The sequence below is a fragment of the Labrenzia sp. THAF191a genome (genome assembly GCF_009363335.1).
Classification (GTDB): Bacteria; Pseudomonadota; Alphaproteobacteria; order Rhizobiales; family Stappiaceae; genus Roseibium; species Roseibium algicola.
In genome coordinates this window covers 1,244,872-1,268,827 of the sequence record NZ_CP045333.1, presented here as the reverse complement: position 1 = coordinate 1,268,827, position 23,956 = coordinate 1,244,872, and the positions used below count along the sequence as shown (strand labels likewise).

Below are 23,956 nucleotides of genomic sequence, written 5' to 3'. Positions count from 1 at the left end.
GCAGATCCTCGAATTTTGGGGCAGGTGCCAGTCCATAGCACCAAGGATCGCCCAGCGCCAGAACTACCCAGAACTACGCCTTGCCTGTCCGCTCGAATTCCGCGAAGGCATCCTTGTAGTCGTCATGCCAGCGCGACAGCGGCGGCCGGTTTTCAATGATATCGCCGATGGCCCATTCTGCCCGGCGATTGTCTCTGGTGCTGTCGACATCATTGTCCGGGCACAGGATGTAGAAATCGCCCTCCGACATCCGCTCGATGAAATGATCGACGGTCTGCTCGCTGGTCCAGGCCGAGGCCGGCTTCTCCGGAAAGTGGCTTGCGGTCATGCCGGTGTAGGTGAACCCCGGAACGAACAGATGCACCGAAATGGGCGCTCCGGCCTGCCGCAGTTCATGGGCAAGCTGTTCGCTGAGCACTTTCACGGCTGCCTTGGTGGTGTTGTAGCCGGGGTTTCCCGGAGGCGTCGTGATGCCCTGCTTCGATCCGGTGTTGACGATGACCGCCGGGCGGGCAGCCTCGATCAGGCGCGGCGTGAAGGCATGGACACCGCGCAGGACACCGTAGAAATTGATGTCCATCAGGCGGACCCAGTTGTCGAACCCCTCCCAGGCAGAGGTCGGCAGGCTGATACCGGCGTTGTTCATCAGGACCGCAACGGGCCCGGTCTGAAACGCCTTTTCGGCCAGGGCTTCCACCTGCGCCATGTCACCGACATCGGTCGGAACCGCGAAAATATCGACACCGACCGTACCGGCGGCACGCACCTTTTCCGTTGCCTCTTCAAGGGCCGGACCGGGCAGATCGGCAAGAATGACGCCCAGTCCTGCCTGGGCGAAGCGGGTGGCAGCGGCCAGTCCTACGCCACTGGCAGCACCGGTAACGACGGCAATCCCGCCTTCTGAAATGGCTTTTTTGTACATGATGGATTTCCCCCAAAATGGATTTCAGGAACGCGGCGGCAGACGAATGCCGATTTGCCTGTCTGCAAGATAGACCGGCCGCAGAACCCTTTCACTATGAAACCGCTATTTTCTTAGACGGTTCAGGCTGCTACAACACCGCGGTTCTTCTTTCCCATTACCCACGGGGCATCAGCACATGCGCACAGCGAGTGTATCGCGCGACACCAAGGAAACCCGCATCGCGGTCGAGATCAACCTGGACGGCACGGGCGCATACGACGTCCAGACCGGCGTCGGGTTCTTCGACCATATGCTGGAGCAATTGTCGCGACATTCGCTGATCGACATCAAGGCCCGTGCCGATGGCGACACTCATATCGACTTTCACCACACGGTCGAGGACACCGGCATTGCGCTGGGCCAGGCAATTTCCGAAGCGCTGGGCGACATGGCGGGCATCACCCGTTATGCCGATACCCATCTTGCCATGGATGAAGCGCTGACCCGCTGCGCGCTGGATGTGTCCGGCCGTCCCTTCCTGGTCTGGGACGTCACCTTCGACCGGGACAAGATCGGTGAATTCGACACGGAGCTGTTCGAGGAGTTTTTCCGGGCATTCGCGATGAATTCCGGGATAACCCTTCATATTGCCAACCTTTATGGCTCCAATTGCCATCACATCGCCGAAACCTGCTTCAAGGCGGTTGCGCGCTCCTTGCGCAAGGCGGTGGAGATCGATCCGCGGCAGGCAGACCGCATTCCGACCACCAAGGGCCAGCTCGGCAGCTAGGGCAGGAAACGGCGCATGAGCACATATGTTGTGATGGCTCCGCCAGAATTCGAAGACGTGGCTGGCGATCCTCGCCAGACCGACAGGCTCGCCTTCGTTCCGGACGGCTTCTCGACACTTGCGTTCCTGTTTGCCGTCATCTGGCTGCTGGTCAACCGCATGTGGCTGGTGCTGCTTGGCTATCTCGCCGCGACGCTGGTGATCGAGTTGCTGGCGCTGTCCGTCAGTCAGGAAGCCATGGCCGTCGTTGCCCTCTTCACCTCCATCCTGTTCGGCCTCGAGGCCCAGGCGCTGCGCCGCTGGTCGCTGGAGCGCAAGGGTTGGCGCGTCGTCGGCATCGTCGACGCGCACAACAAGAGCGAAGCCGAACTCCGATTTCTCCACAAGGCGGCTGACCGAGTGTCGCCGCCCAGACCTCAAATCGACCGGCAACAGCGCCCCGCCTCCCAACCGATCATCCCGAGGATCGGTAGCGAGCAGGTGGTGGGCCTGACCCTCGGTCCGGAGACCCGTCAATGACAATTGCGATTATCGATTACGGCTCGGGCAACCTGCGCTCGGCCGAAAAGGCGTTTGAGCGCGCGGCCCGCGCCCACGCCCACACGCCCGACGTTATCGTGACGTCCGACCCCGAAAGGGTGCTGAAGGCCGACCGTGTCGTGCTGCCGGGTGTCGGCGCCTTTGCCGACTGCAAGCGCGGCCTGTGGGCTGTCGAAGGCATGCCCGAGGCCCTGGAACAGGTCGTTCGCAAGGACGGCAAGCCGTTCTTCGGTATCTGCGTCGGCATGCAGCTGATGGCAAGTCGCGGCCTGGAATTCGAGACCGTTGAAGGCCTAGGTTGGGTCGAAGGCGACGTTACAGCCATGGAACCGGCGGACAAGACGCTGAAAATCCCCCACATGGGCTGGAACACGATCGAAGTCAGTCCGGAAAGCCACCCGGTTTTCAAGGGGCTGGAAACGGGGCCGGATGGCCTGCACGCCTATTTCGTGCACTCGTTCCACTTTGCCTGCGCCAAGGCGGAAGACCGCCTGGCAACGTTCGATTATGCCGGCACCTTCACTGCCATGGTGGCGAAGGACAACATGATCGGCACCCAGTTCCACCCGGAAAAAAGCCAGCGGCTCGGTCTGGAGCTGATCGCCAATTTCCTGGACTGGACCCCTTAAACAAGAAGCGCCTGGGAGGCCAACATGAGCAAAGGTTACTGGATCGCCCGTGTCGACGTGCATGACGCCGACGGATATCCGGCATACGTGGAAACGGCAAAGCCCGCCTTCGAGCGGTTCGGCGCCAATTTCCTTGCCCGCGGCGGCAAGACCGATGCCATTGAAGGCCCGGGCCGGGCGCGCAACGTCATCATCGAATTTCCGAGCTTCCAGCACGCGGTTGATTGCTATAATTCGCCGGAATATCAGGAAGCGGTGAAAATCCGCCAGAAAGTAGCCGATGGCGAAATCGTCATCGTTGAAGGAATTTAAAGCGACATGATCCTCTTTCCCGCCATCGATCTGAAGGATGGCCAGTGCGTTCGCCTGAAACTGGGCGACATGGACCAGGCAACCGTGTTCAACGACAACCCGGGCGCGCAAGCCCGGGCGTTCGAGGATCAGGGCTTCGAATGGCTCCATGTGGTCGATCTCAATGGCGCGTTCGCCGGCGAGAGCGTCAACGGCGCGGCTGTCGATGCCATTCTGGGGGCAACGAAGAACCCGGTGCAGCTGGGTGGCGGGATCAGGACGCTGGAACATATCGAAACCTGGCTGGACAAGGGCATCAGCCGCGTCATCCTGGGCACTGTAGCCGTGCGTGATCCGGACCTGGTGAAGGAAGCCTGCCGCAAGTTCCCCGGCAAGGTCGCCGTCGGCATCGACGCCAAGGGCGGCTATGTCGCCGTCGAGGGCTGGGCGGAAACGTCCGAACTTACCGCCGTCGATCTTGCCCGGCAGTTCGAGGATGCAGGCGTTGCGGCGATCATCTATACCGATATCGATCGTGACGGCGTCCTGAAGGGTCTCAATATCCCCTCGACGCTGGAACTTGCCCGTGCCGTCTCCATTCCGGTCATCGCCTCGGGCGGCCTTGCGTCGATCGACGACATTCACCGCCTGCTGGAGCCGGACTGCGCCATCCTGGAAGGGGCAATCTCGGGCCGCGCGCTCTACGACGGCCGTCTCGATCCGAAAGAAGCCATGGAATTGATCCTGGCCGCGCGGAGCAAAGCATCATGACCTTGAAAGCCCGTGTCATTCCCTGTCTCGACGTCAAGGACGGCCGTGTCGTCAAGGGCGTCAACTTCGTGGATCTGGTCGATGCCGGTGATCCGGTGGAAGCCGCCAAGGCCTATGACGCGGCCGGGGCGGACGAGCTCTGCTTTCTCGACATCACCGCCAGTCACGAGGGCCGGGACACGATCTATGACGTTGTCCGGCGCACCGCCGAGGCCTGTTTCATGCCGGTTACCGTCGGTGGCGGCGTGCGCACGGTGGAAGACATTCGCAAGCTGCTGATTGCCGGAGCCGACAAGGTGTCGATCAACACGGCGGCCGTTACCAATCCGGATTTCGTGCGCGAGGCGGCGGAAAAATTCGGCGCGCAATGCATCGTCGTTTCCATCGATGCCAAGCAGGTCAACGCTCCGGGCGAACCGGAAAAATTCGAGATCTTCACCCATGGCGGCCGCAATGCCACCGGCATCGATGCTGTTGAGTTCGCCAGGAAGGTTGTCGAACTGGGCGCCGGTGAACTGCTGGTCACGTCCATGGACCGGGATGGCACCAAGTCCGGCTACAATATCGCCCTCACCCGGGCGATTGCCGATGCGGTGCCGGTGCCGGTGATCGCCTCGGGCGGTGTCGGCAACCTGGACCACATGGTGGAAGGCATCCGTGATGGCCATGCCACTGCGGTGCTGGCCGCCTCGATCTTCCACTTTGGCGAATACACCATTCAGGAAGCCAAGCACTACATGAACGACGCCGGCGTACCGATGCGCCTCGACGCCTGAAACGGCCTCAAGGGAACTAGCCGAATGACCGACTTCACTTTGGAAGATCTGGACGCCATTATTGCTGCACGTGCGAATAGCGCGGACGACAAGTCCTATACGCGCAAGCTCGTCAACAAGGGCGTTGCCAAATGCGCCCAGAAGCTGGGGGAAGAAGCGGTTGAGGCGGCGATAGCCGCCGTTCAGAAGGACCGGCAGGAATTGACGGCCGAGGCCGCCGATGTGCTTTATCACTTGTTGGTGGTTCTCAATGTCTCCAATGTCCCCCTCGGGGATGTTATGAAGGAGCTTGCGAGCCGTACGGGACAGACCGGACTGGAAGAAAAGGCGTCCCGGCCTCAGGAATAATCCAGGGCCTGCAGGCTCTGTACCGGATCCGGCGTTCAGCCGCGCAGCAGGAACTGCGAAGTAATGGATCAGAAAGTCGCCACGGCCCTGGACATGGATCTGTCCCCCTACCAGGTGTTCACCGAGCGCGAGTGGGCAAGACTGCGTGCGGACACGCCCATGACGCTGGATGCGCATGAGGTGGCCCAGTTGCAGGGCCTCAATGCGCCGGTCTCGATCGAGCAGGTCGAGACAATCTACCTGCCGCTCTCCCGTCTGCTTGCCTTCTATGCCGAAGCAACCATCAGCATCTTTCAGGCAACGCAGAACTTCCTCGGCACCCGCGACGGCAAGACGCCGTTCATCATCGGTGTTGCCGGGTCGGTGTCCGTCGGCAAGTCGACCACCTCGCGCGTCCTGCGTGAGCTTCTGGCCCGCTGGCCGGCCAGTCCCAAGGTCGACCTGATCACCACCGACGGGTTCCTGTATCCAAACGCGGTGCTGGAAGCCGAAGGGCTGATGTCCAAGAAGGGCTTTCCGGAAAGTTTCGACAGGCCACGTCTGCTGAAATTCCTGTCCGACATCAAGGCAGGCAAGCGGTTCGTCCGGGCACCGGTCTATTCGCACTTCTACTACGATGTCATGCCCGGCCACACGGTGACGGTCGACCGGCCCGATATTCTGATTGTCGAAGGCCTCAACGTGCTGCAGACGCGCGAATTGCCCAAGGACGGGCGCGCGGTGCCGTTCGTTTCGGATTTCTTCGACTTCTCGGTCTATATCGACGCCGATGAAACCCTGTTGCTGAACTGGTATGTCGACCGCTTCATGCGCCTGCGCGAGACAGCCTTCCGCGACCCGGGATCCTATTTCCATAAATATTCGCGGATTACCGATCAGGAAGCCGTCACGACCGCCAATCGCATCTGGAACGACATCAACCTGGTCAACCTGCGCGAAAACATCCTGCCGACGCGGCCTCGCGCCGACCTGATCCTGACCAAGGATTCCAGTCACAAGATTGCCAAGGTCGCCCTGCGCAAGATCTGAGTTGCAGCTGACGCCTGTCCCTCAGAGGAAGGCGCCCAGCTTGGCCAGAACAAGATCCGGCACCTCGAGTTGCGGCAGGTGGCCGGCGTTCGGCAGCGCTTCGAAGGTCGACTGCGGAATGGCGGCGTGCAGAGCCCGGCCCCGGTCGATCGGGATCCACGGATCATCCTCTCCCCACAGGATCTTCACCGGGCACCGGATGTCGCCGTAAAGCGGTTCAATCTCGTTGGTATAGGCTTCGTCTGCCTGGGCGAACTGGCGATAGAAGCTGCCGCGGCCTTCTTCGGTCAGCCAGGGGCCAGCCAGTGCTGCGCGGGCCTCGGCCCCGATTTCGTTGACAAGGGCGCCGCCGATATAGGCATCGACAACCGCGCGGTGGATATGCGGCGGGAGCCCGACAAAGGCTTCCACATGGCGGCCGACGTGATCGAAGAACTCCGACCCCCAGGGGCTGAGGGCAACGACGTTCATCAAGACGTATTTCTCGAAATCACAGCCGTGCAGAAGATGCGCCCGCAAAGTTGTTGCCCCGCCAAAGTCATGGGCCACGACCGAGGGCCGTTCGAGTTGCCAATGATCGAGTATTTCGGCAAAGACCTTGCCCTGAATGTCGAGAGATGTGCGTTGGTCCGGTGACTTTGCCGACTGGCCGTATCCCGGCATGTCGTACCAGTGGACGCGGAACTTCCTGGAGAGTTCCGGAATGAGTCGATGCCAGGACCAGGACGACCACGGCCAGCCGTGTGCGAGCACCAGCGACTGCCCTTCACCCGCCCGGCCTGCCATCACGACACCGGCAGATGTCCGGATTTCTTCGGAAAGGTGCCAATTCGTGGCGTCGTTCATAACCTGGTCTCCATTGAACATGCATCGGCTGACATGCGCTGGAGAAGGTCAGGCGCCCGTCTCCCAGCGCCTTCCGCACGTGGTGTGCCGCATCGCTGCTTGCAACCGTTGAAGGGTTGGTTTCGGTCCGGCCTGCCTTCAGGCTCGATGAACCCGGAAGGCAGGTCTGCCGAAAAAGCGTCAGGCGTCGTCGGGAATTCGTGCGATGACCTTGATTTCAAAATCGAAACCGGCCAGCCAGTTGACGCCGACAGCCGTCCAGTTCGGATAAGGCGCTTCTTCGAAAACCTCGTCCTTCACCTTCATCAGGCTCTCGAACTGGTTTTCCGGGTCAGTGTGGAAGGTCGTGACGTCGACGATGTCGTCCAGTCCGCAGCCAGCCGCCTTGAGCACGGCTTGCAGGTTTTCAAAGGCCAGGCGCACCTGATCTTCGTAGTTTGGTTCAGGCGTGCCATCTGCGCGGCTGCCGACCTGACCGGATACAAAAAGAAGGTCGCCGGAGCGAAGAGCGGCCGAATACTTATGCGTGTCATAAAGGGCGTGACGACCCTCCGGGAAAACGGGTTGGCTCTTGGTCATGTTCTGTCCTTTCAGGGTTGGAGTTTCGGTGTGAAACCAGGCTTAACGGGGAGCGCTTATTGAGATACGCTGCGTATGTGAATAACTCACATACGCGCCGTATGTCAACTCACATACGCGGCGTATGCGAATTTGCGAGGTAAGGATGGCGCCGGGAAAACGAGCCGAAATGATGGAGGAAACGCGGGCAAAGCTGATAGCGGCAGGGCGAAAAGCCTTTGCCGAACAGGGCTACGCGGCTGCGTCCATGGATGAACTGACCGCTTCTGTCGGCCTGACGCGCGGCGCGCTTTATCACAATTTCGGAGACAAGAAGGGCCTTCTGCAGGCGGTGGTCAATCAGCTCGATGGCGAAATTGCAGCCGAAGCCAAGGAAGCCGCCAGCCGGCTTGGCGGGAGCGAATGGGAGTCGCTCATGGCAGAAGGCATCGCCTATATCGAGATGGCTCTGAAGCCGGAAGTGCAGCGTATCGTGCTGCTGGACGGACCATCCGTACTTGGCGATCCGTCACAGTGGCCGAGCCAGAATGTTTGCCTGCAGACAACAACCAGTGCGCTTGAACGTCTGATCGCCGAAGGTCTGGTGAAACCCGTTGACGCGGAAGCCGCTGCGCGGCTTCTGAACGGTGCTGCCTTCAATGCCGCACTCTGGATTGCGGCAAGCGATGACCCGAAAGCGGACCTGAAGAAGGCGATCGACGCTTTCAAGGTTCTTGGAGACGGCCTTCTGACGACCCCGCCGGGCTGACATACCACTTGGAAGCAGACACGAAAAAGCCCGCAGCCTTTGAGGGACTGCGGGCTTCTTGAGTCTGGTGTCCGGACCTTAGGCCACGGAGCGCTTGCGGACTTCCTGCAGGAAGGTGCCGACCTGATTGCGCAGCATCGAAGCATTTTCCTTCAGCTGCTGGGCTGAGCTGTCGACCTTTTCCGCTGTATCGCGGGTGTTTTCGGCAGCCGCTGCAACGGTCTCGATGTTCGTGGTCACTTCAACCGTGCTACGCGAAGCTTCGGTCGCGTTGCTGGCGATTTCCTGCGTCGCAACGCCTTGCTCTTCCACGGAAGAAGCGATGGACGAGGCGATTTCGTTCATGTTGTTGATGATCTCTGTAACCGAGGAGATGGCGCTGGCCGCATGACCGGTCTCATCTTGGATCGCCGTGATCTGGCTGGAGATTTCCTCGGTTGCCTTGGAGGTCTGTGTGGCCAGTTCCTTGACTTCCGCCGCAACGACCGCAAATCCCCTGCCGGCTTCGCCTGCGCGTGCCGCCTCGATGGTCGCGTTAAGCGCCAGGAGGTTGGTCTGCTCGGCGATCGCCTGGATCAGGTTCACGACCTCGCCGATGCGGCTGGCGCTTTCGGAAAGGCCATGCATGCGCTGGTTGGTTGCCTGGGCTTCTCCGGCAGCGCGGGCCGCAATCTCGCTGGAAGACTGCACCTGACGGCGGATTTCGTTGACCGAGGCCGACAGTTCTTCCGCCGCAGCCGCAACGGTTTCAACGTTGTGGGCTGCCTGGGAGGAGGCGTTGGAAACGCGGCCGCTCTGTTCCGTGGTCTGTGCCGCGACGCCGGTCATGTCGGCGGAAGCAGCCTGCAGGTTCTGCACGGAGCTGTCGATGATGTTGAGCATTTCCATGATCTGACGATCGAAGTCGCCGCTGAGCTGCTGGATTTCGGCTCCCTTGCGGGCAGCGTCTTCCTGGCTGGAATTCTGCTGCTCTTCAAGCTCGCGCCGTGCAGCTTCGTTCCGGACGAAAACTTCCATGGCGCTTGCCATCTGGCCGATCTCGTCGCCGCGGTCGGTACCGTCGATCGTGATGCTGGTGTTGCCTTCTGCCAGGAGGCTCATGTTGCCGGTCAGAGCCCGCAGCGGGCGGACCGTGTTGCGAACAGCAACAACAGCGATGCCGATGGCGATCAGGGCGCCGACCAGGGCCAGGGCGATGATCGCGGTGGCAGCACTCCAGTAGGCTTCGTCGAGGTCGTCAACATAAACCCCCGTGCCGACCATCCAGCCCCACGGCTCGAAGCCGGATCCCCAGCCGTATTTTTCAACCGGAACCTCGCCGTTCGCGCGCGGCCAGTAGTAAAGCAGCGATCCGCCGCCGGCCTTGGCATCCTTGATCAGTTCGGCAACGATCTTCACACCCGTCTGGTCGGAAAAACCAATCATGTTGGTGCCGACCAGCTTGGCGTTCGGGTGGATCAGGTTCATGCCCTGGTAGTCATAGGCGAAGACATAGTTGTCGCCTTCGAACCGGATGGCACCGATGGCGGCGCGGGCTGCGGTCTGCGCTTCCTCGCGGCTCATCTGCCCGCCTTTTTCCAGGCCGTGGTAATAGGCGGCGATTGAAACCGCGCTATCGGAAATTTCCTCGATCTTCTTGAGACGTTCGGCGAACATCGCCGAATAGAGGCTGTTGAGGCTCACCACGCAGATCGCGGCTGTAAACAGCAGGATGGTTGCGATCGGGAGGCTGATCTTCCAGGTAATGGGCCAACGGGCGAAGGACATGGTTAAGTGATTCCTATCGAACTCTGTCCGACAAGATTTCCTCTCAATAATTGACCAAATGCTTAAGAAGACAGCAGATTTATGCCCTTAAAACGATTAGGGCACCGAAAACTGTCAGACAGTCCGGATTTCTACCAAGTATAAAACCTGTCGTTTTTTACAGGTGTGTCTGAAATCTATCTGCGGGCGCAGAACACGTCCCGCAATCCGGGACGGGACCAGGTGGCATTCTGAACCTGGCCCTTCAGCACATGCCCCTGGGATTCGTAATAGAACGTGTTGGCGCTGCCCTGTCTCTGCAGGGTGACTGCGCCATAGCCCATTTCGGCAACGGTTGCGGACTGCATGTCCGGCGAAAACACGACATTCAGGTCAATGCCGGCGGTGCACAGGTAGTCGGCCACATTGGCGCGAGCCGTCTGCTGTTGCTGTTGCTGGAAATTCGGCTGGTTTGAGCCTTCGATGGATCCCGGGGGGACGGGGCCGGACGGGAAATCGTTGCCGGGCTGACCGTCGAAGCCGCCACCGTTGGGTGCTCCCCAGGTGCCGCCATTGTTGTCGAAGCCGTTGTTGCCGAACCCGTTGTTACCAAAGCCGTTGTTACCGGGGGCACCGAAGTTTGCCGGTCCGTTGATCACGACCTCCCGGTACGGGGTCTTGGTGACATAAATACCCCGGCATTCGCCACTGGAGCCGCGCACGGTCCAGGCGTGGGAAACATAGGTCTGCTGTTCCAGGATCTGCCCCGGTTCCAGGCGCGCGTAGGGCCGCTCGCCGCCGCGATAATCCACCCAGCTCACTTCGATGGGCTGACGGCTGGCGTTGCGGAACACGATCTGACCAGGCCGGACGGCTTCGACCGACCGCACCCGGCCGGCCTCGGAGCAGGAAAGATCCGAGTTCGCTTCTTCTGCACCGCTGCCGTAGGCATCGTCCGAAACGATCTGCTGAGGCTGGGCGCAGGTGGCAACGAACAGGCGCACCGGGTTGGCGCTGCCTTTCAGCGAAACTTCGTGTGCAGGCAGGCCTTCGACCGCGATCGACAGGGCAGACTGCTTGATCATGGCCTCCCACAGCGGGTCGGTCATTTCAATATTGACTTCGGGCAGCGATATGCCGGCTTCATTGGCGCTGGAGGAGCCGAAAGCATTGTAGACGCTGTCGAATTCGCCTGCGGAAATGCGCACGGCCTGCGGCATGCCTTCCAGAAGTCCGGCAGGAGCCTGCTGGAACGTGATCTTGGCAAACCCGGACTGGGTGGTGCAATCGGCCCGGAAATCCCGGTCGTCGGTTTGCGCAACGGCGTGCTGAAGCAGCGATGGTGTTCCGGGCTGCGTACCCGGTTCGGCCAGCCACTCGCGCGCCTCGTTCGGGCTCACCAGAACCGGCTCGGAATTGGCGGCACCCGGATAACCGTCACCGGTAACCGTGTCGATGTCATCAGGCAGGGAGGCCGTTTCGGTGCCAGGTGTGGAAATGGGAGTATCGACCTGGTCGAGCGGCTTCAGTCCGCCCTCTTCGGCAGGCGGTTTGATTTCCTCGACGGATGGGGTCGATGATCCGTTGGAGTTGGAAGCGGTCTGCTGTCCTTCGGCAGGTCGATCCTGCTGGGAAGACTGTGTTGCCGCCGGAGCATTGGAAACCGGGCCGGCGGCCGTTCCGGAAGTTGTACCGACGATGCGGGCGACCGCGCCCGGCTTGCCGTCGTTCGAGACGTCGACCACAAGCGTGCCGCCGGAGCAGAAGCTGGCATCCCGATGCAGGACGCGGCTGTTTTCCAGAGTGACTTCAAGCTTGACGTCACAGGGTGGCAACTTGTTGTCGCTGCCCATCGTGTCGATGACCACACCCTTGTCGTCGCGGCTGATGATCGGCCGGTATTTCTTGTTCACGGTGATGGACCGGATGCCAGGTTGCGGCGGTTCCACGTTGATGCGCACGGTTTCGGGAACCGATTGAGCCTGTGCAGGCAAAGCCGACATCATAAGAACCACGCTGCACGCGGCCAGCAGGCCGGATTTCAGCGCGGGGGTAACAAGAGCATGGGCAGCATCAAGCCGCATAAGCGATCTCCGTGGGAGCGCAGGTTATCACCGTTTGGGAATACTTAGGCAAAGTGGCAGTCTAAGGGCAAGCCCGCAATGGCGGGAAGCCCCGGCTTTCTCAGCGCGGCGCGCGCTTTGCCAGGATCCTTTGCAGGGTTCGGCGGTGCATGTTCAGCCGGCGCGCGGTCTCCGAAACGTTGCGGTCGCAAAGCTCGTACACCCGCTGGATATGCTCCCAGCGGACCCGGTCGGCCGACATCGGATTTTCCGGCGGCTGCGCCTTGTCTTCGGGCTTGCGCGCAAGCGCGGCAACGATATCGTCCGGATCGGCGGGCTTTGCGAGATAGTCGATAGCCCCCAGTTTGACCGCCGTGACCGCTGTGGCAATGTTGCCGTATCCGGTCAGCACGATGGCGCGGGCATCCGGACGGCGCTGGCGAAGCTGTTCGATGACATCAAGACCGTTACCGTCTTCAAGCCGCATGTCGACAATGGCGAAGGCCGGGGCGTTCTGGGCAATCTTGCCGGCTGCGTCCTGAACACTGTCGGCTGTTTCCGTCGTAAAGCCGCGTTTTTCCATGGCGCGTGCGAGGCGCTGCTGAAACGGCTTGTCGTCGTCAACGATCAGGAGGGTCATGTCCTCCGAACTGTTCAGGGCAGGTGTCTGGTCCGTCATTTGGCTCTACCGGTCTTATTCTTGCGTCTTCTCCTGCACCCCGGATGGATTCACGGGCACAGCATGCATTGTTTGCGCTTTATTGCCGTTATGGGGTGAAAAAGCCGTTTCGTCCACTCTGCCGTCCTGTTCAAACACCTTGCGCGGCCAGCTTACGCGGATGTGAGCCCCTGTCTGGGGTGGGGCCGAATTTTCCAGATGCAGCTTGGCACCCGTGCGTTCCAGCAGGGTTTTGGCAATGAAGATGCCAAGGCCAAGCCCTCCGCCGGTGCCGCGTTGCGGCGACTTTCCGCCGCGCACGGAAACGTAGGGATCACCGATCTTGCCCAGAATTTCGACCGAAAAACCGGGGCCGTCGTCCTTGATGGAAATCGAGAGTGTCGTTTCGTCCCAACTGGCGGACACATCGACGCGGGTCTTGGCGAAGTCGACCGCATTTTCCAGCAGGTTGCCAAGTCCGTAACGGATTGCCGCGTTTCGTGTGCCCACCGGCTCGGCGCCGGTTCCGGACCCGGTGGAGTGGATCGCAACACCCGTGCCCCTGTGCGGATCGACAACATCTTCCAGCAGTTGCGACACCGGCATGCGCTGGTAGGTCCGGTCTTCCTCGCTCGACAGGCTCGTGAGCTGACGCAGGATCGACCGACAGCGCTCGGCCTGTGAGCGGATCAGGTCCACGTCCTCGGCCCTGGGGTCGCTTGCCTCGAATTCGTCCGACAGCTCCTTGGCCACCAGGTAGATGGTGGCGAGCGGTGTGCCGAGCTCATGCGCGGCCGCGGTTGCCAGCCCGTCAAGTGCGTTTAGATGCTGCTCGCGGGCAAGCACGAGTTCGGTTGCCGCAAGCGCGTCCGCCATCTGGCGGGCCTCTTCGGCCACCCGGAACGCATAGATCGCCATGAAACCGAGCGTGGAGACGAGCGCGGTCCAGATGCCGACGGAATAGACGATCGGAAGCGAGAAGTCGTCACCCACCGGCCATGGCAGAGGCAGGTGGAAAACCGCAACCAGGCTGGCGCAAACCGTGGCCAGAATGCCGAGGATCACCGTGTAACGGGCCGACAGGCCCGTCGCGGACACCATCACCGGCGCCATCAGCAGGAACGCGAATGGATTGCCCAGACCGCCGGTCAGGAACAGAAGCCCGCTCATCTGCAGGATGTCATAGGCAAGCTGCAGGGCTGCGGCGCGTTCCGACAGGCGCATGGCCGAGGGCCAGCGGATCTTCAGGAAGATGTTGAGCCAGGCGGACAGGGCCACCATGGCAAAGGCAGGTCCGGCCGGCGTCGGATAGCCCAGACCGACATGCACGACCAGGAGCGCTGCGGACTGGCCGCCCACGGCAAGCCAGCGCAGGCGCACCAGCGTGTCGAGTTTCAGGCGCCGGTGCGGCAGGGTGATATTGGATGTCGGTTGTTCGTGCATCTGGACTTCTTGGAGAACGGCAACTTCCCCCTTTTGAAGCGGATTCCGGCGGCTGGCAAGGCCGGGGCTCTTGTGCCGACAAGGCGTAAGTGGTAGCCACCCGCTAACACGGCTGTCCGGATCACGCGGGCCGGCGGCCAGCCGGAGGGATTTAATAGCTCTTCATTTCAGATCAGCACCGCGCAACGGAATGAGATGATGACCGACACCAATGACGGCGGCGCTCAGCCGCAGGCGGAAAGCGCAGCAGCGCCGGGCATGCACATCCTTGGCCAGTACATCAAGGACCTGTCTTTCGAAAACCCGAATGCGCCGCGCTCCCTGGCACAGGGCGACCAGCCGAAGCTCGATATCAACGTCAACGTCGGTGCCCAGCAGATCGGTGACGATCAGTTTGAAGTCGTCCTGACCCTGACCGCCAAGGCAGAACGCCCGGACATGGTGATGTTCAACGTCGAGCTGGTCTACGCAGGCCTGTTCAAGATCACCGGCGTGCCGAAAGAGCACATGCATCCGTTCGTGATGATCGAGTGCCCGCGCATGATTTTCCCGTTCGCCCGCAACATCCTCTCCGAAGCCACGCGTAACGGCGGTTTCCCGCCGCTGATGCTCGACCCGATCGATTTCGCTCAGCTCTACCGCCAGAACATGGCCCAGCAGGCCGCTGCCCAGCAGGCAACCGAGCAGAAGCCGAACTAAGGTCTTTTAGACCACAGTTTCACGGAACCCGTCCCGGGCAACCGGGGCGGGTTTTTGTTTGCCCGAAAGACTGTCCGGTCAGACTTGAGGGAAGCGGCCAACAGCAGGTTTCTCACGCCCTGCGGGAGGGCGATCTCGTGTCACGCCTCCTCCAGCAGCTCCGCCCATGTTTTCGGATTGTCGCCGTTCAGGGGGTTCTTCGGCGAACGCTTGTAGCGAATGGTTTCCATGCGCACGGTTCTGGCGTCGAAGAGGATCATCCGTCCAACCAGCCCCTCGCCCGTTCCGGTCAGTTCCTTCAGGACTTCCATGGCCTGCATGGCGCCGATGATGCCCGTCAATGCCCCCAGGATGCCGGCCTGGGCACAGGTCGGCAGCAAGCCGTCGCGCGGCTTTTGCGGGAAGAGGCAACGGTAGGTCGGGTTGGCTGTGCCGTCCGGGCCGGTTTCAAAGGGCTTCAAGGTGGTCAACGAGCCGTCGAACTGGCCGACGGCGGCCGTCACCAGCGGTTTTTGCGCAAAGAAGCAGGCATCGGACACCAGGTAGCGGGTGTCGAAATTGTCCGATCCGTCCACCACCAGATCGTAGCGGGACACAAGCTGCATGGCATTGTGGCCGGCAAGGCGGGTCGGGTGCGGTTCGACCTTCACATTCGGGTTCAGTCGCGCAATCGCTTCTGCCGCGCTTGCGACCTTGGGCTCACCCAGCTGGTCGGTATCGTGGATCACCTGCCGCTGCAGGTTGGAAAGAGACACCGTGTCGTCGTCGGCAATGCCGAGCGTGCCGACTCCGGCGGCTGCCAGATATTGCAGCACCGGCGCGCCGAGGCCGCCGGCACCGATCACCAGCACGCGGGCATTTTTCAGCTTCTGCTGGCCGGCGCCGCCGATCTCCTGCAGCACGATGTGGCGGGCGTAGCGTTCCAGTTCGGCGGGCGAAAGCATGTCAGGTCCTGTCTGGCTGGTCTCGGGTACACATGGGGGTGGCGGCGGCGGCAGGTCAAGCCCGCGCCCGCTCGGGAAATCCGGTCTCCGGCAGGTTTATCCGAGTATGCGGCTCACCAGCCGGGCGGTGTAGTCGACCATCGGGATCACCCTTGCATAATTCAGCCGGGTTGGTCCGATCACGCCGAGAACACCGACGATGCGCTGGTTGCTGTCCCTGTAGGGCGACACCACAAGGGAGGATCCGGACAGCGAGAACAGGTTGTTCTCCGAGCCGATGAATATGCGCACCCCGTCGCCCTGTTCGGCAAGACCCAGCAACTGGATAAGATCCTTCTTGCTTTCAAGATCGTCGAACAGCAGGCGAATGCGCTCCAGATCCTCGACGGCATCCAGATCGGTCAGGAGATTGGACCGGCCCCGCACGATCAGCGTGCCCGGATCGGTGGCGCTTTCGCCGCCCCAGACCGCAAGACCCGCATCAATGACCTTCTGGCTCAAGAGATCCAGTTCGGCCTGGTCCGCATCGCGGACCTTTTCCAGTTCGGAGCGGATTTCCGACAGGGTCCGGCCCTTGATCTGGGCATTCAGGTAGTTGCTGGCCTCCACCAGAGCCGATGACGGCAGGTCGCCCGGCAGATCGACAACGCGGTTCTCGACGGACCCGTCTTCACTGACGAGGATCGCCAAGGCTTTCAGCGGTTCGATGCGCACGAACTCGATGTGTTTCAGCCGCATGTCCGACTTGTGGGTCAAGACAACGCCGGCGCCCATGGACAGGCCGGACAGCATCTGGCTGGCTTCCGTCAGCACCTGCTCGGCCGAATTCGCCTTTTGCGAGGCCCGCACCTGGGCATCGATCGCCCGGCGCTCGTCCTGGGTCAGGTCGCCCACTTCCAGAAGGGCGTCGACGAAGAACCGAAGCCCGATTTCGGTCGGCAGCCGGCCTGCGCTGGTATGAGGCGAATGCAGCAGGCCCATATGCTCTAGATCAGACATCACGTTGCGGATCGAGGCAGGGGACAGCGAAATGCCGAGCTTGCGCGAAACGTTCCGGGACCCGACGGGTTCGCCGGTCTCCAGATAGGTTTCCACGATCGAACGGAAGATTTCACGGGATCTCTTGTCGAGGTCGCTGAGGCTCAAGGCTTGTTCTCCGAATGTGACCACTCACCGGGGTCGACCGGGCTTTCATCAAAAAGATATAGGCGCAAAAGGGGGCTTGCGTGAAGTATCACAACGCAAGGCCTTTACGGCGAAGGAAGTTGGGGTCTACAAGGCCCCAACGAATACACTGGAGAAACGGCGGTTTTTCCGGAACGAAAGTCGAAAGGGATATGCATGCGTCCGTCCAAACGCGCAGCCGATGAACTCCGTGCGGTCACACTGGAGCGCGGGGTCTCCAAACATGCCGAGGGGTCCTGCCTCGTCAAGTTCGGCGACACCCACGTTTTGTGCACCGCCAGCCTGGAAGAGCGGGTTCCGCCCTGGTTGCGCGGACAGAACCGCGGCTGGGTGACGGCTGAATACGGCATGCTGCCGCGCGCCACGGGCGACCGCATGCGCCGCGAAGCCAGTGCCGGAAAGCAATCCGGCCGGACGCAGGAAATCCAGCGTCTCATCGGCCGGTCGCTGCGCGCCGTCGTCAATCTGGAAGCCCTCGGCGAAAACCAGATCACGGTGGACTGCGACGTCATCCAGGCCGATGGCGGCACCCGCACTGCGTCCATCACCGGTGCCTGGGTTGCCCTGCGCGACTGCATCGAGTGGATGAAGGCCCGTGACATGGTCTCCGGCGAGGTCCTGAAGGATCACATTGCCGCGATCTCCTGCGGCATCTACGAAGGTGCTCCGGTGCTCGACCTCGACTACGCCGAGGACAGCACCGCCGAGACCGACGCCAACTTCGTTCTGACAGGGTCCGGCGGCATCGTCGAAATCCAGGGAACGGCCGAAGGTGCACCGTTCTCCGAAGAAGAATTCGGCAAGCTCATGGGCCTGGCCAAGCTGGGCATCGGCAAGCTGGTCGATCTTCAGAAAATGGCCATTCTCTAAGGGCGCAAACCATGAGCCATCGCAAGCTGGAACCGGGCAAACTGGTTGTCGCAAGCCACAACAAGGGCAAGATCCGCGAGATCAACGAACTGCTTCAGCCTTATGGCTTCGAAGTGATGTCCGCCGGAGAGCTGGACCTGCCGGAACCGGACGAGACAGGTGTCACGTTCGAGGAAAACGCAGCCATCAAGGCCCATGCGGCGGCCAAGGCTTCCCGCTTGCCGGCCCTGGCTGATGACAGCGGCTTCTGCGTTGCGGCACTGAACGGCGATCCGGGCATCTATTCCGCGCGCTGGGCAGGGCCTGACAAGGACTTCGCGATGGCCATGCGCACGGTCGAGGAAAAGCTTCAGACCCTTGGCGCAACGACGGACGACAAGCGCCGGGGATCCTTTGTTGCCGTGTTGTGCCTGGCCTGGCCGGACGGCAGCGAAGAGTTCTTCCGCGGCGAGGTTGAGGGACAGATCGTCTGGCCGCCTCGCGGTACGCAGGGCTTCGGCTACGATCCGGTTTTCCAGCCGGATGGCCATGAGCGGACCTTCGGCGAAATGACCTCGGAAGAAAAGCACGGCTGGTCGAAGGAAGGATCCGCCCTTTCACACAGGGCGCGGGCATTCCAGCTCTTTTCTGCCGGCTGCCTGGAAGGATAAAAAGACGTGACAGGCGTGGGGGCAGCCGAAGGAGGCTTCGGCATTTATATTCATTGGCCGTTCTGCGCGGCCAAATGCCCTTATTGCGACTTCAACTCCCATGTCCGTCACCAGCCGGTCGACCAGGCCCGTTTCGCGGCCGCGTTCGAACGGGAACTCTCTCATTTCGCCGATTTGACGAAGGGCAGGACGGTTCAGTCCGTGTTCCTGGGCGGCGGCACGCCTTCGCTCATGGAGCCGGCGACGGTGGACCGTATCCTGAAGGCGGTTTCCGATCGCTGGTCGATGGACGAAAATGTTGAGATTTCGCTGGAGGCCAATCCTTCGTCGGTCGAGGCCGAGCGCTTTCGCGGCTACCGGGCAGCAGGTGTCAACCGGGTCTCGCTGGGCGTGCAGTCGCTCATCGATACGGATCTGAGACTGCTTGGCCGCCTGCATGATGCGCGCACAGCCCGCACCGCCATCGAAACCGCGCGGGCAACCTTCCCGCGCCTGTCGTTCGACCTTATCTATGCCCGGCCGGGTCAGACACTAGCCGGTTGGGAACAGGAACTGAACGAGGCCATCGCACTCGCGGCCGACCACCTGTCGCTCTACCAGCTCACGATCGAAGAAGGCACGCCCTTCCATACGCTGTTTCACGCCGGCAAGCTGAAGATGCCGGATCAGGATCTCGGCGCCGAATTCTATGAACTGACGCAGGATGTGACCGCCGCTGCCGGTCTGCCCGCCTATGAAGTGTCCAACCACGCCCGTCCGGGCGCTGAATGCCGGCATAACCTGGTCTACTGGCGCTACGGCGATTATGTCGGCGTCGGGCCCGGTGCCCATGGGCGCATCACGGTGGGTGCCAGCAAGCTTGCGACTGCGACCGAGCGCCATCCGGAAACCTGGCTGGAAAATGTCGAAAGCCATGGTCAGGCATTGACCGAAAACGCCGGCCTTTCCGAAGAGGAGCAGGGCGACGAATTCCTGCTCATGGGACTAAGGTTGACCGAAGGTATCGACCTGAAACGCTACGAACGTTATGCGAGCCGCTCCATCGATCCGCTTCGTCTGGCAGCCTTGATCGAGCATGGCATGGTGGAAGAAATCGGGGAAAACCGCATTCGCGCAACCCGAGAAGGTTTTTTCGTGCTCGATGCGGTGGTCGCAGATCTGGCCGCCTGAGCCGTTCTGGAACGCCGTTAATATAATGCTACCAAATTGATTTAAATGTTCTATTGGGTCTTTTGCATTGCACAGTGATTTGGTGCGAAAATGTCTTTCGCCGCGATCCTGAGCACTTAGGCGCGTATTCACATACCAATTAGAAGTATTGCGGGCTGCAACAGGCATAGCTATCCTGTTGCAATGCAATAGATGGTGTAAGAAGAGACGGGCCGAAAAAAATGTTTACGAACAATGCCAATGGGGCCGGCACCAATTGGTTCAGCAAAGGAGAGACGTCTTTGCCGTTTTACCACCTTTACGAACTGAACCACGCCGCGATGGCGCCCTTCAGAGCTTTGGCCGACATGACCCGGCTCTACTTCCAGAACCCGCTGAATCCGCTGACTCATACCAGCTACGGCCGTTCGATCGCTGCCGGCTGCGAAGTGCTTGAACGCACGACGCGCCGCTACGGCAAGCCGGAGTTCGGTCTCAAGGAAACCACCGTCAGCGGTGTGCGCGTTCCTGTACGTGAAGTCAGCGTCTGGAGCCGTCCGTTCTGCGACCTGATCCACTTCGAACGCGGGGTCACGACGCACCGCAACGATCCGAAGATCCTGATCGTCGCGCCGATGTCCGGCCACTACGCCACGCTGCTGCGCGGCACTGTGGAAGCGCTGATGCCGAATGCGGATGTCTACATCACCGACTGGATCGATGCCCGCATGGTTCCCGTGCAGGAAGGCAAGTTCGATCTTGATGATTATATCGATTATATCATCTCGATGCTGCACTTCCTCGGTCCGGACACGCACATTCTGGGCGTGTGTCAGCCGTCTGTGCCGGTGCTGGCAGCCGTTGCTGTCATGGAAGACCGCGAAGACCCCTATGTACCTTCCACGATGACGCTGATGGGCGGACCGATCGACACCCGCGTGGCGCCGACGGCGGTTAACGACCTGGCGGTTTCCAAGGGCATAGACTGGTTCAAGAACAACGTCGTCATGAAGGTTCCCTTCCCGCATCCGGGTTTCATGCGGGACGTCTATCCGGGCTTCCTGCAGCTTTCCGGGTTCATGAGCATGAACCTCGACCGTCACGTGACCGCGCATCGGGACTTCTTCCAGCATCTGGTGGAAGGCGACGGCGACAACGCCGAAAAACACCGCGACTTCTATGACGAATATCTCGCCGTCATGGACCTGACGGCCGAATTCTATCTGCAGACCGTCGAAACGGTGTTTATCGAGCACGCGCTGCCGAACGGCACCATGATGCACAATGGCCGTCTGGTCGATTGCGGCAAGATTACCCGTACCGCCCTTCTGACCGTTGAAGGCGAGAAGGACGACATCACCGGCCGGGGCCAGACCAAGGCGGCGCATGCGCTCTGCACCAGTCTGGACGACGACATGAAAGCGCATTACGAGCAGCCGAATGTCGGCCACTACGGCGTTTTCAACGGATCGCGCTGGCGGTCCGAGATCGCGCCGCGGGTCATGGATTTCATCCGCTCCAACCGCACCGACCTGCGCAAGCCTGCCGCCAAGGCACCGGTCGCCAAGGCCGCTGCCCCGGCTCCTGCGCCTGCTGCCGCACCGGCTGCGAAAGTAGCGCCTGCCAAGGCCAAACCGGTTGCAAAGAGCAGTGGCAATTCGCTGGAGAGCATTCTGCTGACCAAGCCGGACGGTGCCGCAGATGATCTGAAATCGATCAGCGGTGTCGGCCCGAAACTGGAATCGGCTCTCAACGAAGCCGGTATCTTCCACTTCTGGCAAATCGCCGGCCTGACGGAAGAGCAGATCGAGGCCCTGGACACCAAGCTGGATTTCCGTGGCCGTATCGCCCGGGACAACTGGATCGAACAGGCCCGCCAGCTTTCCGAAACGGTGAGCTGAAACTAGCATCGGTAAAGGCTCCCTCCATGGGTGCCTTTGGCCGCGTGCCTTTAACTTGTCCCAAAAAGTCCGGTTTCTGGCGGCAGCCTGCCTGCTGCTATTGATTCTGGCCTTTCGGCCCAATACAAGTGCCGGTCAGACAGCGAGGCCGGAGGTTTCAGTAGTGCTCAATATTTTTATTGGTTTCGATCCGCGTGAAGCGATTGCCTATCATGTTTGCGCCAATAGCCTGACCCGGCTTTCGAGCGACGTGCTGGCGATTACGCCGCTGTCGCTGCACAATTTGAAGACCTACAACGAGACCCATACCGACGGGTCCAATCACTTCATCTACACCCGCTTCCTGATCCCGAGCCTGATGAACTACAACGGCTGGGCGCTGTTCATGGACGGCGACATGATCGTGCGGGACGACATTGCCAAGCTGTTCGCCATGCGCGACGAGAGCAAGGCGGTCATGTGTGTCCACCACGACTATCAGACCCGGCAGACCACCAAATATCTCGGCTCGAAGAACGAGAACTACCCGCGCAAGAACTGGTCCAGCGTGGTGTTGTGGAACTGCGGTCACCCGGCCAACAAGGTGGTAACGCCCGACTTCGTGATGAATGCCACCGGCGCGCAGCTGCACCGGTTCACCTGGCTGGACGACGAAGTCGTCGGCGAGCTGCCGAAGGAATGGAACTGGCTGCCGGATGAATTCGGCCCCAACCCCGACGCGAAACTTCTTCACTTCACGCTCGGCACGCCCTGCTTCCACGAATATGCCAACGCGCCGATGGCGGCTGAATGGCACCGCGAGAAGCTTCTGGCGAACTATTCGGCGCAACATGTGATCGACGGCCCATTCGACTGATCCGTTTCGCATTTTACATATGAATCAATGAAGTAGACCCGGTCCGCAACTTTGCGGGCCGGGTTTTTCCTTGCCGGAATTCTGTGATCCCTGTCACGAATCCTTGAAGGAGCCTGCAATCGTCCCCACTTGGAAAGTCGTGGATGTCTGAAATGGATAGGACGATGACAACAGCCAAAAGTTGCATGATCAAACCTGCCTGGACGCCGGTAACTATCGGCCTGATGGTGCTGGGTTTCGTGGCATTCTGGCCGCTTGGCCTTGCCATGCTTGCCTACATTTTGTGGGGCGACCGCTTTGAAGGCATGCTCCGCGATGCGAAAGATCAGTGGCGGGGCAGCCCGCTGAAGGGAGCCTTCGAGCAGATGAATACGACTGCCTATGCCCGCACGGGCAACGTCGCATTTGACGACTATCGCGAGCGCGAACTGAAGCGACTGGAAGAAGAGCGTGCCAAGCTCGACACCATGCGCGCCGAGTTCGATGATTTCCTCCGTGAATTGCGCCGCGCGCGCGATCAGGAAGAATTCGACCGCTTCATGGCCAACCGGGGCCGCAGCACTGGCGACGAAGCCACACCGCTGTAAAGTCTCCTCCTCCCGGACCCGTTCCCCGACGGCCAGACCAAGAGCGGCGCCTGAAAAGGCGCCGCTCTTGTCCGTTTCAGGACAGCCAAAATTGCAGCCGGCCTTCAGAAAGCCGGAATCTCATTCAATTTCCCCCTTTAGAATTGCCGCGAAATCGCTCGCAAATTCGCTAAAATCAAGACAACTGATTCGATGGACCTTCGCCCTTGATGTTTCTCCGCGCCGGCAAGAAAACGCTGCCCGACCATATCGAGATCCAGACCGGTGCCAGTGCCGTGCGCATCCGCCTCAAGGCCAATCCGCGCGCGCAGCGGTATCTTCTGCGTCTGCCGGCCGACAGGTCCGGTCCGGTGCTGACCGTCCCCAAGGGCGGCGATCTTGCCCGTGCCGAGCGGTTCGCGCGCCAGCACATCGATTGGCTGATAGAGCGTCTGCAGGACAGGGCGGACCACGTCACGTTTCTGCCCGGGGAAATCGTGCCCCTGCGAGGAGAGGATCACGTCATCGTGCCAACCGGCAAGCTGCGCGGGTTGATTACCCTTGGCCGGAACGACGCCGGATTGCCGGCGCTGTTCGTGCCGGGTGCTGAGGACCACATCCCGCGCAAGGTCACCACCTGGCTGAAGGAACAGGCCCGGGCGGACCTCTCTGCCCGCACCACACTCCACGCCGCAGCCATCGGCAAGAAGGTCGCGGCCATCAGCATTCGCGACACCACCAGCCGCTGGGGATCTTGCGCCTCCAACGGACGACTTTCCTTTTCCTGGCGGCTCATTCTGGCGCCAACGGATATCCTCGATTATGTCGCAGCCCACGAGGTGGCGCATCTGAAGGAAATGAACCACTCGGCGCGCTTCTGGCGCCTGTGCGAACAGCTTGCCCCGCAAACACCGAAGGCCCGCGTCTGGCTGAAGCAGAACGGGGTTCGCCTGCACGGATACGGCTGAAATTGCC

Annotated in this window: 26 protein-coding genes; 17 read left to right on the top strand and 9 right to left on the bottom strand. The window is 61.0% G+C overall.

Features of this window, described 5'->3' with window-relative positions:
• Window positions 1-73: 73 nt before the first annotated feature.
• Complete coding sequence (locus tag FIV05_RS05830; protein ID WP_152508974.1) at window positions 74-922, bottom strand: SDR family NAD(P)-dependent oxidoreductase; 849 nt, start codon at window positions 920-922, stop codon at window positions 74-76.
• Window positions 923-1,100: 178 nt separating this feature from the next.
• Between FIV05_RS05830 and hisB the strand changes: the two genes are divergently transcribed.
• From hisB to coaA, 8 genes are all read left to right on the top strand, one after another.
• Complete coding sequence (gene hisB / locus FIV05_RS05825) at window positions 1,101-1,694, top strand: imidazoleglycerol-phosphate dehydratase HisB (RefSeq protein WP_023002424.1); 594 nt, start codon at window positions 1,101-1,103, stop codon at window positions 1,692-1,694.
• 15 nt (window positions 1,695-1,709) lie between these two features.
• Window positions 1,710-2,213, top strand: coding sequence for a DUF2628 domain-containing protein (locus FIV05_RS05820; protein ID WP_031269963.1), 504 nt, complete (start codon window positions 1,710-1,712; stop codon window positions 2,211-2,213).
• Window positions 2,210-2,863 carry an imidazole glycerol phosphate synthase subunit HisH gene (gene hisH, locus FIV05_RS05815; RefSeq protein WP_152508973.1) on the top strand — a complete coding sequence of 218 codons (654 nt, stop codon included), beginning with the start codon at window positions 2,210-2,212 and terminating at the stop codon, window positions 2,861-2,863. The genes FIV05_RS05820 and hisH overlap by 4 nt, the downstream gene beginning before the upstream one ends.
• Window positions 2,864-2,887: 24 nt before the next feature.
• On the top strand, window positions 2,888-3,175 hold the full coding sequence (locus FIV05_RS05810; RefSeq protein WP_023002421.1) for a DUF1330 domain-containing protein: 288 nt from the start codon (window positions 2,888-2,890) through the stop codon (window positions 3,173-3,175).
• A 6-nt stretch (window positions 3,176-3,181) separates the two neighbouring features.
• Window positions 3,182-3,925, top strand: coding sequence for a 1-(5-phosphoribosyl)-5-[(5-phosphoribosylamino)methylideneamino]imidazole-4-carboxamide isomerase (hisA, locus tag FIV05_RS05805; protein ID WP_062485950.1), 744 nt, complete (start codon window positions 3,182-3,184; stop codon window positions 3,923-3,925).
• Window positions 3,922-4,701 carry an imidazole glycerol phosphate synthase subunit HisF gene (gene hisF, locus FIV05_RS05800; protein ID WP_023002419.1) on the top strand — a complete coding sequence of 260 codons (780 nt, stop codon included), beginning with the start codon at window positions 3,922-3,924 and terminating at the stop codon, window positions 4,699-4,701. The genes hisA and hisF overlap by 4 nt, the downstream gene beginning before the upstream one ends.
• 24 nt (window positions 4,702-4,725) lie before the next feature.
• Entirely contained in the window at window positions 4,726-5,049 is a 324-nt protein-coding gene (locus FIV05_RS05795; protein WP_023002418.1) for a phosphoribosyl-ATP diphosphatase, read from the top strand.
• Between the two features lie 63 nt (window positions 5,050-5,112).
• A complete protein-coding gene (gene coaA, locus FIV05_RS05790; RefSeq protein ID WP_023002417.1) occupies window positions 5,113-6,078 on the top strand; it encodes a type I pantothenate kinase in 966 nt (321 codons plus the stop codon).
• Window positions 6,079-6,099: 21 nt separating this feature from the next.
• Here coaA and FIV05_RS05785 read toward each other — a convergent pair whose 3' ends face one another.
• Together FIV05_RS05785 and FIV05_RS05780 are read right to left on the bottom strand one after the other, a co-directional pair.
• Window positions 6,100-6,924, bottom strand: coding sequence for an alpha/beta hydrolase (locus tag FIV05_RS05785; protein WP_152508972.1), 825 nt, complete (start codon window positions 6,922-6,924; stop codon window positions 6,100-6,102).
• Between the two features lie 180 nt (window positions 6,925-7,104).
• Window positions 7,105-7,503 (bottom strand): RidA family protein, encoded by a 399-nt coding sequence (locus FIV05_RS05780; protein ID WP_152508971.1) that lies wholly within the window; start codon window positions 7,501-7,503, stop codon window positions 7,105-7,107.
• 169 nt (window positions 7,504-7,672) lie between these two features.
• Between FIV05_RS05780 and FIV05_RS05775 the strand changes: the two genes are divergently transcribed.
• Window positions 7,673-8,251, top strand: coding sequence for a TetR/AcrR family transcriptional regulator (locus tag FIV05_RS05775; RefSeq protein ID WP_152508970.1), 579 nt, complete (start codon window positions 7,673-7,675; stop codon window positions 8,249-8,251).
• Window positions 8,252-8,329: 78 nt separating this feature from the next.
• On the opposite strand, the gene FIV05_RS05770 is transcribed toward FIV05_RS05775, so the two are convergent.
• From FIV05_RS05770 to FIV05_RS05755, 4 genes are all read right to left on the bottom strand, one after another.
• On the bottom strand, window positions 8,330-10,018 hold the full coding sequence (locus tag FIV05_RS05770) for a methyl-accepting chemotaxis protein (protein ID WP_152508969.1): 1,689 nt from the start codon (window positions 10,016-10,018) through the stop codon (window positions 8,330-8,332).
• 176 nt (window positions 10,019-10,194) lie between these two features.
• Window positions 10,195-12,081, bottom strand: a complete 1,887-nt coding sequence (locus FIV05_RS05765; protein ID WP_152508968.1) for a hypothetical protein — start codon at window positions 12,079-12,081, stop codon at window positions 10,195-10,197.
• 100 nt (window positions 12,082-12,181) lie between these two features.
• The gene (locus FIV05_RS05760) at window positions 12,182-12,739 is read right to left on the bottom strand and encodes an ActR/PrrA/RegA family redox response regulator transcription factor (protein WP_031269958.1); all 558 of its coding nucleotides are present in this window, start codon (window positions 12,737-12,739) and stop codon (window positions 12,182-12,184) included.
• 15 nt (window positions 12,740-12,754) lie between these two features.
• The gene (locus FIV05_RS05755; RefSeq protein WP_075283221.1) at window positions 12,755-14,161 is read right to left on the bottom strand and encodes an ActS/PrrB/RegB family redox-sensitive histidine kinase; all 1,407 of its coding nucleotides are present in this window, start codon (window positions 14,159-14,161) and stop codon (window positions 12,755-12,757) included.
• Between the two features lie 198 nt (window positions 14,162-14,359).
• Here FIV05_RS05755 and secB point away from each other — a divergent pair, with 198 nt between their 5' ends.
• Window positions 14,360-14,860: a protein-export chaperone SecB gene (gene secB / locus FIV05_RS05750; RefSeq protein WP_031269955.1), complete on the top strand. Its 501-nt coding sequence runs from the start codon at window positions 14,360-14,362 to the stop codon at window positions 14,858-14,860.
• 140 nt (window positions 14,861-15,000) lie between these two features.
• Here secB and FIV05_RS05745 read toward each other — a convergent pair whose 3' ends face one another.
• Both FIV05_RS05745 and hrcA read right to left on the bottom strand, forming a co-directional pair.
• The gene (locus FIV05_RS05745; protein WP_152508967.1) at window positions 15,001-15,804 is read right to left on the bottom strand and encodes a molybdopterin-synthase adenylyltransferase MoeB; all 804 of its coding nucleotides are present in this window, start codon (window positions 15,802-15,804) and stop codon (window positions 15,001-15,003) included.
• Window positions 15,805-15,900: 96 nt separating this feature from the next.
• A complete protein-coding gene (hrcA, locus tag FIV05_RS05740) occupies window positions 15,901-16,974 on the bottom strand; it encodes a heat-inducible transcriptional repressor HrcA (RefSeq protein ID WP_031269953.1) in 1,074 nt (357 codons plus the stop codon).
• 171 nt (window positions 16,975-17,145) lie between these two features.
• Here hrcA and rph point away from each other — a divergent pair, with 171 nt between their 5' ends.
• The 7 genes from rph (at window position 17,146) to FIV05_RS05705 (ending at window position 23,949) form a co-directional block, all read left to right on the top strand.
• On the top strand, window positions 17,146-17,859 hold the full coding sequence (rph, locus tag FIV05_RS05735; RefSeq protein ID WP_023002406.1) for a ribonuclease PH: 714 nt from the start codon (window positions 17,146-17,148) through the stop codon (window positions 17,857-17,859).
• Between the two features lie 11 nt (window positions 17,860-17,870).
• Window positions 17,871-18,509, top strand: a complete 639-nt coding sequence (gene rdgB, locus FIV05_RS05730) for an RdgB/HAM1 family non-canonical purine NTP pyrophosphatase (RefSeq protein WP_152508966.1) — start codon at window positions 17,871-17,873, stop codon at window positions 18,507-18,509.
• A gap of 15 nt (window positions 18,510-18,524) precedes the next feature.
• On the top strand, window positions 18,525-19,679 hold the full coding sequence (hemW, locus tag FIV05_RS05725; RefSeq protein WP_152511831.1) for a radical SAM family heme chaperone HemW: 1,155 nt from the start codon (window positions 18,525-18,527) through the stop codon (window positions 19,677-19,679).
• A gap of 320 nt (window positions 19,680-19,999) precedes the next feature.
• On the top strand, window positions 20,000-21,559 hold the full coding sequence (phaZ, locus tag FIV05_RS05720) for a polyhydroxyalkanoate depolymerase (RefSeq protein ID WP_286202299.1): 1,560 nt from the start codon (window positions 20,000-20,002) through the stop codon (window positions 21,557-21,559).
• Window positions 21,560-21,722: 163 nt separating this feature from the next.
• On the top strand, window positions 21,723-22,415 hold the full coding sequence (locus FIV05_RS05715) for a glycosyltransferase (RefSeq protein ID WP_152508964.1): 693 nt from the start codon (window positions 21,723-21,725) through the stop codon (window positions 22,413-22,415).
• A gap of 164 nt (window positions 22,416-22,579) precedes the next feature.
• The gene (locus tag FIV05_RS05710) at window positions 22,580-23,002 is read left to right on the top strand and encodes a DUF2852 domain-containing protein (protein ID WP_023002401.1); all 423 of its coding nucleotides are present in this window, start codon (window positions 22,580-22,582) and stop codon (window positions 23,000-23,002) included.
• A gap of 209 nt (window positions 23,003-23,211) precedes the next feature.
• A complete protein-coding gene (locus tag FIV05_RS05705; RefSeq protein ID WP_152511830.1) occupies window positions 23,212-23,949 on the top strand; it encodes a SprT family zinc-dependent metalloprotease in 738 nt (245 codons plus the stop codon).
• Window positions 23,950-23,956 lie beyond the last annotated feature (7 nt).